General features: G+C 51.4%; 15 protein-coding genes. 7 read left to right on the top strand and 8 right to left on the bottom strand.

Translation table 11 applies throughout. The features are described 5' to 3' along the window. The first annotated feature begins 29 nt into the window (after positions 1-29). Together H8K38_RS08975 and H8K38_RS08970 are read left to right on the top strand one after the other, a co-directional pair. Complete coding sequence (locus H8K38_RS08975) at positions 30-878, top strand: MOSC domain-containing protein (RefSeq protein WP_186884477.1); 849 nt, start codon at positions 30-32, stop codon at positions 876-878. Positions 879-910: 32 nt separating this feature from the next. Continuing rightward, positions 911-2,041 (top strand): diguanylate cyclase, encoded by a 1,131-nt coding sequence (locus tag H8K38_RS08970; RefSeq protein ID WP_186884476.1) that lies wholly within the window; start codon positions 911-913, stop codon positions 2,039-2,041. Positions 2,042-2,059: 18 nt separating this feature from the next. On the opposite strand, the gene H8K38_RS08965 is transcribed toward H8K38_RS08970, so the two are convergent. The 3 genes from H8K38_RS08965 to rsmD form a co-directional block, all read right to left on the bottom strand. Then, a complete protein-coding gene (locus tag H8K38_RS08965) occupies positions 2,060-2,317 on the bottom strand; it encodes a YfhL family 4Fe-4S dicluster ferredoxin (protein ID WP_186884475.1) in 258 nt (85 codons plus the stop codon). A 51-nt stretch (positions 2,318-2,368) separates the two neighbouring features. Then, complete coding sequence (gene coaD, locus H8K38_RS08960) at positions 2,369-2,863, bottom strand: pantetheine-phosphate adenylyltransferase (protein WP_186884474.1); 495 nt, start codon at positions 2,861-2,863, stop codon at positions 2,369-2,371. A 64-nt stretch (positions 2,864-2,927) separates the two neighbouring features. Next, entirely contained in the window at positions 2,928-3,587 is a 660-nt protein-coding gene (gene rsmD, locus H8K38_RS08955; RefSeq protein ID WP_186884473.1) for a 16S rRNA (guanine(966)-N(2))-methyltransferase RsmD, read from the bottom strand. A gap of 111 nt (positions 3,588-3,698) precedes the next feature. Between rsmD and ftsY the strand changes: the two genes are divergently transcribed. The 4 genes from ftsY (at position 3,699) to rpoH (ending at position 7,633) form a co-directional block, all read left to right on the top strand. Further along, a complete protein-coding gene (gene ftsY, locus H8K38_RS08950) occupies positions 3,699-4,802 on the top strand; it encodes a signal recognition particle-docking protein FtsY (protein WP_186884472.1) in 1,104 nt (367 codons plus the stop codon). Positions 4,803-4,828: 26 nt separating this feature from the next. Continuing rightward, positions 4,829-5,503 carry a cell division ATP-binding protein FtsE gene (locus H8K38_RS08945; protein ID WP_186884471.1) on the top strand — a complete coding sequence of 225 codons (675 nt, stop codon included), beginning with the start codon at positions 4,829-4,831 and terminating at the stop codon, positions 5,501-5,503. 35 nt (positions 5,504-5,538) lie between these two features. Beyond that, entirely contained in the window at positions 5,539-6,453 is a 915-nt protein-coding gene (locus H8K38_RS08940; RefSeq protein ID WP_186884470.1) for an ABC transporter permease, read from the top strand. Between the two features lie 289 nt (positions 6,454-6,742). After that, positions 6,743-7,633 carry an RNA polymerase sigma factor RpoH gene (rpoH, locus tag H8K38_RS08935; RefSeq protein WP_186884469.1) on the top strand — a complete coding sequence of 297 codons (891 nt, stop codon included), beginning with the start codon at positions 6,743-6,745 and terminating at the stop codon, positions 7,631-7,633. Between the two features lie 200 nt (positions 7,634-7,833). Here rpoH and H8K38_RS08930 read toward each other — a convergent pair whose 3' ends face one another. From H8K38_RS08930 to H8K38_RS08910, 5 genes are read right to left on the bottom strand one after another with little or no spacing between them, the layout of a single operon-like run. After that, positions 7,834-8,415 carry an SCO family protein gene (locus H8K38_RS08930; protein WP_186884468.1) on the bottom strand — a complete coding sequence of 194 codons (582 nt, stop codon included), beginning with the start codon at positions 8,413-8,415 and terminating at the stop codon, positions 7,834-7,836. After that, a complete protein-coding gene (cyoE, locus tag H8K38_RS08925) occupies positions 8,412-9,296 on the bottom strand; it encodes a heme o synthase (RefSeq protein WP_186884467.1) in 885 nt (294 codons plus the stop codon). Before cyoE ends, H8K38_RS08930 begins: the two co-directional genes overlap by 4 nt. 5 nt (positions 9,297-9,301) lie before the next feature. Continuing rightward, positions 9,302-10,375 carry a heme A synthase gene (locus tag H8K38_RS08920; RefSeq protein WP_186884466.1) on the bottom strand — a complete coding sequence of 358 codons (1,074 nt, stop codon included), beginning with the start codon at positions 10,373-10,375 and terminating at the stop codon, positions 9,302-9,304. Positions 10,376-10,378: 3 nt separating this feature from the next. Continuing rightward, positions 10,379-10,927 (bottom strand): cytochrome C oxidase subunit I, encoded by a 549-nt coding sequence (locus H8K38_RS08915; RefSeq protein WP_255422893.1) that lies wholly within the window; start codon positions 10,925-10,927, stop codon positions 10,379-10,381. A gap of 46 nt (positions 10,928-10,973) precedes the next feature. After that, entirely contained in the window at positions 10,974-11,702 is a 729-nt protein-coding gene (locus H8K38_RS08910; protein ID WP_186884464.1) for an SURF1 family protein, read from the bottom strand. A 59-nt stretch (positions 11,703-11,761) separates the two neighbouring features. Here H8K38_RS08910 and H8K38_RS08905 point away from each other — a divergent pair, with 59 nt between their 5' ends. Continuing rightward, entirely contained in the window at positions 11,762-11,962 is a 201-nt protein-coding gene (locus H8K38_RS08905; RefSeq protein WP_186884463.1) for a twin transmembrane helix small protein, read from the top strand. Positions 11,963-12,039: the final 77 nt, after the last annotated feature.

Genomic DNA, 12,039 nt, shown 5'->3' with positions numbered 1-12,039 from the left:
CTGACCGCATTTACTCTCAGATTTACCGCATGCCCTCCATTTCCGAACTCACGATGTATCCAATCAAATCCTGTGCTGGCATTGCGCTGACAGAAGCAGTGATAACCGCGAGTGGATTGAGCTACGGCGGTGTCAGTGACCGTGAATGGATGCTGGTCGACGAGAGCGGTCTTTTTCTGACGCAACGTGAATATCCCCGCATGGCCTGTCTGCGGATAACAATTGCTGGTGACACCTTACGCGTCGATACCGATGCGATGGCAACGCTGAGTATTTCGCTCAAAGCAAATGCCGATGCGCAAAAAATCACTGTCCAGATATGGGAAACGGAAGTCATCGCAGATGATGCCGGTGAAGAAGCGGCGATCTGGTTTAGCCAAGCCTTAGGTACGCGATGCCGGCTGGTGCGTTTCACGCCACAGGCACAGCGTTATGCCAATGCCAAATGGACCGGCGACACACTGGCGCCGACCCGCTTTGCGGATGGTTACCCTTTACTATTGATTGCGCAGGCCTCACTCGAAGATCTGAATCGCAGAGCCATTGCACAAGGACGTCAGGCCGTCCCCATGAACCGCTTCCGCCCTAACATCGTCATTGATGGCGTTGAGGCATTCGAGGAAGACTACGCTGCCAGTTATCTGTTGAAGAATGGCATACAGCTGCGTCCTGTTAAACCCTGCCCGCGCTGCCCGATTCCGGCGGTCGATCAATTGACGGGTGAAGTCGGCGCAAGTCCCGTCGATATTTTACAAAGCTATCGCGCCAACCCGATTGTTGATGGCGAAATTACATTTGGCATGAACGTCATCCTCGAACAAGGTGCGGGTTTAGTGCTACGCATCGGCGATGAAGTTGAGATGCCGATTGCGTTTTGAATACCGCATTCTCTCGAAAAAAATAAGGAAGTATGGACAGAGCCAATGTGAATGCCAGACGTCAGGCACAAAGTCTGGAAAATCTCCGGGTGGAGAATCACGCCCTCCGCTCACAGCTCGACGATATCCTGGAACTGGCTCACAGGAATCAAAGCATACTCGCGCGTCATCAGAGTTTTGAATTGAAAATCATCGGTGCGAGTCATTTCAAAGAACTGATCAGCTATATTTTCAGCGAACTGGCAAACACTTCCGATCTTGATATCGTGACTCTCGCGCTGGTCGATCCGCGTCAGGATTTACAACAAATGCTGAACGATCTGCGCATTGACCTGCAAGAGTTTCCCGGCCTGCTCTTTGTCCGCCACGAACACGAATTACAGACCAAAGCACTGCTGTCTTACAAACCTTTGTTAGGCAAATATCAGGGTCATCTGTACGGTAACTTATATCGCAGCTGCGCCAAAAAACCCGCCAGTGTTGCAGTCATTCCGCTGGTGCGGCAAAACCGCCTGATCGGCTACCTGAATCTGGGCAGCTTCAGTGCAGAGCGTTTCCTGACAACGATGGCAACCGATTTCATTGAGCGCCTAGGCTCCATCATAGCGATCTGTTTAGAAAATGTTCTGAATAATGAACGACTCGTTTATATCGGTCTGACAGATCCACTGACCAATGTCAGTAATCGCCGCTATGTGGAGCAACGCACCTTAGAGGAAATTGCCCGCGCCCGCAGGCAGTCTTACGGCATCGCCTGTATGTATCTGGACATCGATTTCTTCAAGAAAATTAATGATCAGCACGGTCATCAGGGCGGCGATGATGTCTTGTGTGAGGTGGCCAGACGGATCAAGGCAGAATTACGTTTAAGCGATACGCTGGGCCGTTTTGGCGGAGAAGAATTTGTGGTGTTGCTAATCAACGCCAATCTGCAGGACGCCATGCTGGTAGCAGAACGCATACGTCGCAGTATCGCAGGCAAACCATTTACACTGTCAGATAAGGGACATTGTTCCACCACGATTTCTATCGGATTGACGACTGTGTCGGAGAAACACAATCTGGGCGAGGCGACTGCGGTGGCAAGAGAAATGATCTCTCGCGCCGACCGCGCCTTATATGATGCTAAACGTTCCGGCAGAAATCAGGTGCGTTGCGAATAACCGGCAGCGGCAACGAAATTATTTAACTTGTGCCGCTTGTAAATGTTCGTATTTCGCCTGCAACTGCGCTGGCGTCTCACGCCATTCAGGATTGAATGGAATGCAGTTCACCGGACAAACCTGCTTGCATTGCGGTTCTTTGTAGTGACCAACACATTCCGTACATTTATGCGGGTCGATTTCATAAATCTCCGGCCCCATAAAAATCGCGTCGTTCGGGCATTCGGGTTCACACACGTCGCAGTTAATGCAATCGTCGGTAATCATCAGGGCCATACTTACTTCACTTTCATTTCATCTGCGCATCTGCGGCATGGCAGTAACGCTTTATTTACTTTCGTTCAGCGCGTCAACCTTCTGCTTGAGCCAACGATCAACCGAAGGAAAAACGAACTTGGATACATCACCGCCAAACATCGCGATTTCACGCACGATCGTACCTGAGATAAACTGATACTGGTCAGACGGCGTCAGAAACAGCGTTTCCACATCCGGCAACAGATAACGGTTCATCCCTGCCATCTGAAACTCATATTCAAAATCCGACACGGCCCGCAGACCACGCACGATCACGCGGGCATCATTTTTCCTGACGAAATCCTTGAGCAAGCCAGAAAAACTCTCCACCCGCACATTTGGATAATGTCCCAGCACTTCATTCGCAATGCTCAGGCGCTCTTCCAGAGAGAAAAATGGCCGTTTATTTTTACTGTCGGCAACACCAACCACCAAAGTATCAAAAAGACCTGAGGCGCGACGCACCAGATCTTCGTGACCGCGGGTCAGCGGATCAAATGTTCCCGGATAAACGGCTGTGACCATCTTGACTCCTTATTTTCGCTATTTGCGCTGTTTGCATAATGATATGCACTAAATTGATCTGGCATTATGCCTGATTTTCGTGCGCATTATGCTGCAAAATGTTGCGTTGCAGAATATGGAAATACACACTTCCGGCTTTATCCGCCCGTATCACCTGCCATCCGCTCAGCAATTCCTGCATATCCGGGTCACTACTTTGCTCGTCGAGCGGGAATTCTGCCTCGACGTAAACATACCCATCATTACTCAGCGCTTCGCGGCAAACAGGCAAAATTTTTGCCAGCCAGCCTTGTCCGAAAGGCGGGTCCAGCAAGATCAGGTCAAATTTTTTCCCTTCGGCCGCAGCGCTCGTGATCACTTTACCAGCATCGCCCCTGAGCAACTGGCACTGATGCGCTTCGAGTTTAGCTTTAACCTGTTCGAGCTGCTTGAACGCCGGCGTATGTGACTCCACCATCGTGACCAGATGCGCGCCACGGCTGGCGGCTTCAAATCCCAGCGCGCCGCTGCCGGCAAATAAGTCCAGGCAACTGACTTGCGCCCAATTCGCGTTAAAAAGATGGTTCAACCAGTTAAATGTCGTTTCACGGACACGGTCTGGCGTTGGTCTCAGGCCATCGGCCTCAATCACGCTTAACAAGCTGCGCTTCCACTGGCCGCCGATGATTCGCACCTGATGGGCGACTCTTTGAGGAGATACGGGTTTTTTAGTCTTGGTTTTCATTAGTTGAATGACACTGGTAAGTCAAATTACCCGGCGCGGTCTGTTAGAATGGCTGCATTCTAATACTTGGGTCAGCAGTTTGCAGCTTCCCCTCTCCGACAAAATCATCCGATGTTTAGTTTTTTCAAAAGAAAACCCAAAGAAGAACCGGTAGTAACGCCAGAAGTCGTTGCTACGCCTGCTTCTGCGGCAATACCGACTACGCCTGCCGAACTGCCGCAGACAATTGCCGAACCAGCAATACAACCGCTCGCTGCGGCGGCGCCAGTAACAGCAGCCGTAGAAACGGTATCAGCGCCTGCGCCACAACCTGAACAAAAGCGTTCATGGCTGAGCCGTCTGAAAGCTGGTCTGGCCAAAACCTCGTCGAATCTGACCACGCTGTTTATCGGCGCGCGTATTGATGATGAGCTATACGACGAACTCGAAGCAGCCTTATTGACATCCGACGCGGGCGTCGAAGCGACGCTGTTTTTGCTCGATACGATGAAAAAGAAAGTCAAAGAAGAAAAATTAACCGAAGCAGAACAAGTCAAAACAGCGCTCAAAGCGTTGTTGCTGGAATTGCTCACACCTTTGCAAAAGCCGCTGGAACTGGGTCGTCATCAACCGCTGGTCATGATGATTGCCGGCGTTAACGGCGCAGGAAAAACCACCACCATAGGCAAACTCGCGAAGCACATGCAGGTGCACCATCAGTCCGTGTTGCTGGCGGCTGGCGATACTTTCCGTGCTGCAGCGCGCGAGCAATTATCGGTCTGGGGCGAGCGCAATGATGTGACGGTGATTTCACAGGAATCCGGCGATCCGGCAGCGGTTGCGTTTGACGCCGTTGCGTCCGCGCGTGCACGTGGCACAGATGTGGTGATGGTCGATACCGCAGGGCGTTTGCCGACTCAATTGCATCTGATGGAAGAACTGAAAAAGATCAAACGTGTGATTGCCAAAGGAATGGAAGGCGCACCGCAGGAAGTGTTGCTGATCATTGATGGCAACACCGGACAAAACGCGCTGGCACAAGTCAGGGCGTTTGACGATGCATTGCAACTGACCGGTTTGATCATCACCAAATTAGATGGCACAGCAAAAGGCGGCGTTCTGGCTGCAATTGCGAAGACCCGCCCGATACCAGTCTATTTCATTGGCATCGGCGAGCAGATCGAGGATCTGCAACCATTCAACGCGCAGGAATTCGTCGACGCCTTGTTTAATTAAAATCACAGACAGTCAGTGCAACGATCATGATCGAATTCGATAACGTCACTAAACAATATTCGCGTGATGCCTACGCTTTGCGCGATATCTCTCTGACCATACAGGATGGAGAACTCATTTTTCTGGCGGGCCCCTCTGGTGCCGGAAAATCGACTTTATTAAAAATGATCGCAGGCATAGAAAAACCGACCAGCGGCCATGTCATCGTCAATGGTCAGGATGTCAGCAAACTCAAAACCGGTAGCCTGCCGTATTTACGCCGTAAGCTCGGACTAATTTTGCAGGATCAGAAATTACTGACCGACCGCAGCGTTCTCGACAACGTCATGCTGCCGCTGATTGTGACCGGCGCTACTTCGGGTGAAGCAGAATCGCGTGCCTGCGTCGCACTGGAAAAAGTCGGATTGCTGGATAAAGCCAATGCCTTGCCGCTGGAGCTTTCCGGTGGTGAACAGCAGCGTGTTGCGATTGCGCGCGCCATCGTGAATCGCCCCAAAATTATTCTGGCTGACGAACCTACCGCTTTTCTGGACAGAGACAATGCGAATAAAGTGCTGAGCGCATTGAAAGCATTCCAGAGCGCCGGCGTCACTTGCATCATATCCAGTCACGATGAGCAATTCCTGGATCAGGCCGACCGCGTGATCTATCTGAGCAATGGACAAATCTCGGATTCATGGACAACAGGCGCTGCCGCCTGACTTCCGCCTGCTATTACGCCTTCAAGGAAATCCCTATGACCATCTGGTTTCGTGAACATCTGTTTGCACTGAAAAGCGCATTCACCCACTTGCGCGCCGGTACCGGAAATTTCATCTTCAATGTGCTGGTGGTCGCCATCGCGCTAGCGCTGCCGATTGCCGGACTCACGCTGATTGAAAATATCCGCCCTATCTCTTCACAGTTATCGATAGAACCGGAAATCAGTATTTTTCTGACGACCGACACCGCGCGTGAAAATGCAACTGCATTGTCAGTACCAATCAAGCGTCTGCTGAAAGACAGCAATATCAGCGGCAAACTGAGCTTTACACCAAAAGAAAAAGCACTGGCGGCGATGCAGGATGCATCCAGCCTCGCAGAAGTGCTATCAACACTGGGCGGCAATCCCCTGCCGGATGCTTACGTGCTTTCGCTGTCGAATAATGATGCGGCAAAACTCGATAAACTGGTCGAACAACTGCAGGCCTTGCCCGATGTTGAGGTGGTGCAGGTTGACTCAGCCTGGGTTAAACGGCTGGCGGCACTTGTGCAGATATTGCAGATAGGTTTGCTGTTTCTGGCAACGACACTGGGCGTAGTCGTAATTGTGGTCGTGTTTAATGCGACCCGTCTGCAAGTCATTTCGCATCAGGCGGAGATTTCCGTTACCCGTTTGTTAGGTGCGACCAACAGCTTCATTCATCGCCCCTACTATTACACTGGCGCGCTGCTGGGTCTGCTGGCGGGAAGTCTGGCGCTGGCCGCCATTGCAGCCTCTCTGCAGCCATTGAATCAGGCCATTGCAGAATTTGCCAAACTGTATGCCTCCGAATTCCGGCTGGTACCGCTGGGCATATTACCCAGCCTGATGTTGCTGGGTGTCAGCATGTTACTGGGGTTGGCTGGGGCTTATCTGTCCGTCCGCCGTCAACTGGCGCGAACAAACTGATACATAATGATTTGCAACTTTCCCAAAAATCGCTGCTCTAACCGCCTGGTTAAAGCAGAGTAAGAAAGCTGATTCCAGAAATTTCTGCTGGGTTACCAGTGGCGACCACTGGCAACAATACTCGACGAGGGTCTGGAATACCCGCTTTTACCTCTGACCTCATCTTGATGAAATCATCATTTTCACGAGAATTAGCACTCTTCTCAAGAGAGTGCTAATATTAGGAAATAGTACGTTTGTTCAGAGTTATTTTTTTGCTCGGACTGCAGTAATTGAGAGGAACAACACAATGACTTCAAGACAACTTATTCCAGCATCAGACAGCACAGCGCTGGCGCTCGGCTTTACAGGTACGTTGGGCAATATTGACGCTTATATTTCTGCGGTCAATCGCCTGCCTATGCTGACGCATGAAGAAGAAATCGATCTGGCGACCCGCCTGCGTGACAATAATGACCTGTCCGCTGCGCAACAGATGGTGATGTCGCATCTGCGTCTGGTTGTATCCATTGCCCGTGGCTACCTCGGCTATGGCTTGCCACACGCCGATCTGATCCAGGAAGGCAATATCGGCCTGATGAAGGCGGTTAAACGCTTTGACCCTGATCAGGGCGTACGTCTGGTGTCATACGCGATGCACTGGATTAAAGCCGAAATGCACGAGTACATTCTGAAAAACTGGCGTTTAGTCAAAGTCGCGACGACCAAAGCGCAACGCAAACTGTTTTTCAATCTGCGCAGCCACAAAGAAGGTCTGGAAACCATGTCGCCTAAGCAAATTGATGCGCTGGCGAAGACCCTCGATGTGAAACGCGAAGAAGTCATCGAAATGGAAATGCGTCTGTCTGGTCGCGATATCGCGCTGGATGCACCGACCGATGATGATGACGATAAATTCGCACCTATCGCTTATCTGAAAACAGAATCAGAAGAGCCTACGCAGGTACTGGAATCACGCCAATACGATCGTTTGCAAAGCGAAGGGCTGGAATCAGCGTTGTCAAAACTGGATGCGCGTTCACGTCACATTATCGAATCGCGCTGGTTGAAAAATGACGATGGCTCTGGTGCGACGCTGCACGAACTGGCAGATGAATACGGTGTTTCCGCCGAACGCATCCGTCAGATTGAAAGTGCGGCGCTGAAAAAAATGAAAGGTGCGTTGGTCAGCTTTTCCTGATCACAACGCACATGAAAAAAGGCACTCCGCAGAGTGCCTTTTTTTTATTGTTTATTCCCTGAAAACCGATAAATAGGGGGAGTATCTGTGATTTTGCACCTGATCTCCTTGAAAACAATGGGCGTTTAAATATACTCCCCCCAGTATATTTAAGGCTCAGCAGGCCGTTTTATATGCCCGCGCCAGCCTGTTCAGCAAAATTACTTCAGTAACAGCTTTAAATCGTGAACGATAGGTTCTGCACCTTGTCCATGGCGCAGGAATAAACGGATGCGGCCTTCAGTGTCAAAGACATAGCTGCCCGCAGTGTGATCCATGGTGTAACTGGTCGGCGTTTTTCCGTCCACTTTCTGGTAATACACTTTGAAGTCTTTTGCGACTTTTGCCGTCGCGGCGGCATCGCCGTACAAACCGAGGAAACGCGGATCAAAGTTCGGCACATACGCCGCCATCAATGCCTGCGTATCGCGTTCTGGGTCTATCGTGACGAACAAGACCTGCACCTTATCTGCCTCCGCCCCCATTTTCTGCATCACGTTCGCCATTTCCACCATCGTGGTCGGGCAGACATCAGGACATTGGGTGTAACCGAAGAACATGACCACCAGCTTGCCGCGAAAATCTTTGAGTGTACGGGCTTTGCCATTGTGATCGGTGAGAGCAAAATCCTGCGCATAATCGAGCCCGGTGAGGTCGGTATTATTGAATTTTTCTCCGGGTTTACCGCAAGCCGCCAGCCCAGCGATCAGAGCGCAAGCGAATAATTTTTTGAGTAAGTTCATAGTCGTATGTAGTGATCAACCAGCAGCGCGGCAAACAGCAGCGACAGATAAATGATCGAATAAGCGAATGTTTTACGGGCGAGAATATCGTTGTAATTGCGATAAATCCGCCATGCGTACCAGAGGAAAATTGCCCCGAGAATAACGGCACTGACAAGATAAATCAGGCCGCTCATCTGCACGGCATACGGCAACATCGTCGTCGCAAACAAGGCGATGGTATATAGCCAGATATGAAAACGGGTAAATTCGGGGCCATGCGTAATCGGCAGCATAGGCAGGCCTGAGCGCGCATAATCATCGCGCCGGTACATCGCCAGCGCCCAGAAATGCGGCGGCGTCCAGACAAAAATGATCATGACCAGCAACCACGCTTGCATAGGAACATCGTTTGCTACCGCGGCCCAGCCAAGTGCCGGTGGCATCGCGCCAGACAAACCGCCAATCACAATATTCTGCGGCGTCGCTGGCTTCAGAATAATGGTGTACACCACGGCATAACCGACAAAAGTCGTAAACGTGAGCCACATCGTCAGCGGATTCACCAGCGTATACAGCACCCACATACCAGCGCCACCGATCACGCCTGAAAACAATAAGGTATGGGAGGCACTGATTTCACCGGCGGCTGTGGCGCGCCTTGCAGTACGTGCCATACGCGAATCGATCTCGCGCTCGACCAGGCAATTCACCGCAAAAGCGGCGCCCGCCAAGAGCCAGATGCCTATGGTTGCGGCGACCACGACACGCCAGTCGGGTAAATCGGGCGTGGCCAGAAACATGCCGATGACGGCACAAAACACCGCCAGTTGCGTTACGCGCGGTTTGGTCAGCGCCCAGTATTGAGCAAAACGGTTGGAGGTCAGGCTTATTGTCGTCATATCTGTCAGTGTGTGGCAATCAGTTTCGTCTGCCTGACCCGGTAGTTTAACATGGTCAGCAGCAGCACTAAGGTGGCCGCCCCACCGTTATGTAATACCGCCAGCAACAAGGGCCAGGAAAAAAAGACAGTCGAAACCCCGATCAGGAATTGCGCTGCAATCGCCAGCATGAGTTGACGACCCAGACGTTCGAATCCGGGTAAGTGCATGGCGCGCCACGCAACCACGGCAACCACAACCGCGACCAGTAGGGCGAAATTGCGGTGTACCCAATGAATAGCGACCAAGGCCGTAAATGGTAAATAATCGCCGCTCGCAGTCTGCCCCAGTTGCCGCCACAAACTGAATCCGTGTTCAAAATCCATCGTCGGTATCACTGTGCCATTACACAAGGGATAATCGTGGCAAGCCAATGCTGCGTAGTTGGTACTAACCCAGCCACCCAATGCAATTTGTATGAAGAGCAAAACTAAGGCAAGCATCGCAGGCCAACGCAAGCCGGATACCTGAGCCGTCTGAATGACATGCGCTTGACTATGCTGCTCGAGCGACGCCGATAGTAGCGCCAGCAAGCCCATCCCCAGTAGCAGATGCGTAGTCACGATCACGGGTTGCAATTTGAGTGTGACCGTCCACGCGCCGAAAGCGCCCTGCAGACAAACAAATGCCAACAAAAAGCTGGCCAACCATGGCGAGATGCCTGTGGCATGGCGGCGTCGCCACGCAAGAACGACCTGAGCGATGATCAGTACGCCGACACTCATCGCCAGATAACGATGGATCATTTCTATCCAGGCTTTTTGCAAGGTCACAGGACCATGCGGCATTGCTGCCTCTGCGGCACGGATATCGGCGTGTGATTGCAAAGGATTCGCCTGACCGTAGCAACCGGGCCAGTCAGGGCAGCCGAGGCCGGAATCCGTCAGCCGGGTAAAGGCACCGAACATGATCAGTTCAAACGTGAGTGCCACGGTAACCGCAATCAGCTTGCGGTGTTTGTCGGTGTCCCGCGACCAAAGTACAACAGACAAGGGCAAAACGGCGACACACAAAGCTATCAGAGCGAGTTGTAAAAACATGCATCACCCTATCGCGGACGCACGCAACAGCTTGCTGATATCTTTTTTGATCTTATTCGGATCGGCATTTTTCGGGAAACGCATCATCAGATTCCCCAATGGGTCAATCATATAAATGTGCTCGCTGATCTGGCTTCCATCTTCTGTCGGCAACCATTTTCTGAGCACGTCCGCATCAGCTTTCAGCACATGCATACCATCGTATTCACGCAGTAACAAGGTATCGACAGGCTGTTCGTCAATGACTGCCCAGACCCGTTCGATTCTGTCCATTTCCTTGCCCTGCGCAAGCCTCAGTTGGCGCAAGTCATACAGCTTTTTCTGACATGCGGAATCGCAAGAACCGCTGCTGATTGTCAGCATGATCCATTTACCACGATACGCCATCAAGCCATTCTGTTTGTCCGCATTGTTTGTATCGTTGGCATCGCCCGCGCCCAGCAAGCGCGCATGCAGCTCGGGCATAGGATACAGGCGCGGATCGAGTATCGTGCCGTAATTGGTTCGGCCTTCCGGCTTGATCACGTAATAAGCGAGATAAGACGCTATCATCGGTGCGGCACAGACAGCCAGCACGATGAATAATTTCCAGCGTCCTTTAATTTTTTGATTCTGCGTTTTTTCCACGACGTATTCCTGTCACTACAAAAAAAATCCCTGCCATCAATGACAAGGCATACCACTGAAATGCATATCCTTTGTGCTTATCGATCCCCAGCGAAGGCGCTGGCCAATCGCGTTGCAGATGGTCTTCAGTTGACGACGTCTGCTCGACGATCAAAGGGTAAAATGCTAACCCGGTTTCCGCCGCGAGGCTGGTGATCTCCAGATTTTGCAAAATCGCACCGGGCTTATACGGCTCAGGCTGTCCCAATTGCATGACGCGATCAAGATGCTCTTTGACAATGCCTTGAATTTCTATCGTACCTGAAGGTGTGAACAAGCGCGGCAACACTGTTCTGTCCTGCGGGTTTCGGGCTTGCCAACCACGTGCAACCAGAATATGGCGGCGACTACTCTCAAGCTTAAATGGCATCAATACATACAGTCCCGCCCGGCCTTGCATGGGGCGATTATCCAGATACATAGGCCAGGTATCGAGAAACTGCCCGCGCAACGTCACCTTACTGAAAGGCTGTAATTGTTCCTCCGGTGTGTCGCTGCGCCATTGCGTGGCAGGGCTGTGCATACGTTCCGCCATCTTTGCGGCAATCGCTTCTTTTTCCGCAGCACGCCGGCTTTGCCACATGCCCAGATTCAGCCCCACGACAACGACAGCAATGGTCGCGAGGAAAGGTAATAGTCTGAAACGGAAAGAAATAGGCATGAAAAGCATTACAATAAGAGATCGGCCAACCCAGCATAACGCTTAGTCAAAGAGTCAGTATGAAAATTCTCGTCGCCATTGCTTTTTTCCTCATCATCTTCAGCATGGGATCGGCATTAGTTTATCTGATGAAGGACAAAGGGCGCAGTAACCGCACTGTCAAAGCACTCGCTTTCCGTGTCGGCTTTTCCATCAGCTTGTTTATCCTGATATTACTGGCCAATCATTTCGGGCTGATTCAGCCTACCGGCATCAGATAAGTCACCAACATCTTTAGCGATAATAAAAAGCCGCAACACATGTGCGGCTTTTTTATTTGAAAACGAATCAGCTCAGT

Origin of the sequence: Undibacterium sp. FT79W (assembly GCF_014284215.1) — a bacterium.
GTDB lineage: Bacteria > Pseudomonadota > Gammaproteobacteria > Burkholderiales > Burkholderiaceae_D > Undibacterium > Undibacterium aquatile.
This window is presented reverse-complemented; position numbering and strand designations above follow the sequence as displayed.

Coding starts and splice junctions, on each gene's coding strand:
- H8K38_RS08975 (WP_186884477.1), top strand. CDS start 30: ATGCCCTCCATTTCCGAACTCACGATGTATCCAATCAAATCCTGTGCT.
- rsmD (WP_186884473.1), bottom strand. CDS start 3,587: ATGAAAACCAAGACTAAAAAACCCGTATCTCCTCAAAGAGTCGCCCAT.
- ftsY (WP_186884472.1), top strand. CDS start 3,699: ATGTTTAGTTTTTTCAAAAGAAAACCCAAAGAAGAACCGGTAGTAACG.
- H8K38_RS08945 (WP_186884471.1), top strand. CDS start 4,829: ATGATCGAATTCGATAACGTCACTAAACAATATTCGCGTGATGCCTAC.
- H8K38_RS08910 (WP_186884464.1), bottom strand. CDS start 11,702: ATGCCTATTTCTTTCCGTTTCAGACTATTACCTTTCCTCGCGACCATT.
- H8K38_RS08940 (WP_186884470.1), top strand. CDS start 5,539: ATGACCATCTGGTTTCGTGAACATCTGTTTGCACTGAAAAGCGCATTC.
- cyoE (WP_186884467.1), bottom strand. CDS start 9,296: ATGACGACAATAAGCCTGACCTCCAACCGTTTTGCTCAATACTGGGCG.
- H8K38_RS08920 (WP_186884466.1), bottom strand. CDS start 10,375: ATGTTTTTACAACTCGCTCTGATAGCTTTGTGTGTCGCCGTTTTGCCC.
- coaD (WP_186884474.1), bottom strand. CDS start 2,863: ATGGTCACAGCCGTTTATCCGGGAACATTTGATCCGCTGACCCGCGGT.
- rpoH (WP_186884469.1), top strand. CDS start 6,743: ATGACTTCAAGACAACTTATTCCAGCATCAGACAGCACAGCGCTGGCG.
- H8K38_RS08905 (WP_186884463.1), top strand. CDS start 11,762: ATGAAAATTCTCGTCGCCATTGCTTTTTTCCTCATCATCTTCAGCATG.
- H8K38_RS08930 (WP_186884468.1), bottom strand. CDS start 8,415: ATGAACTTACTCAAAAAATTATTCGCTTGCGCTCTGATCGCTGGGCTG.
- H8K38_RS08970 (WP_186884476.1), top strand. CDS start 911: ATGGACAGAGCCAATGTGAATGCCAGACGTCAGGCACAAAGTCTGGAA.
- H8K38_RS08915 (WP_255422893.1), bottom strand. CDS start 10,927: ATGATAGCGTCTTATCTCGCTTATTACGTGATCAAGCCGGAAGGCCGA.
- H8K38_RS08965 (WP_186884475.1), bottom strand. CDS start 2,317: ATGGCCCTGATGATTACCGACGATTGCATTAACTGCGACGTGTGTGAA.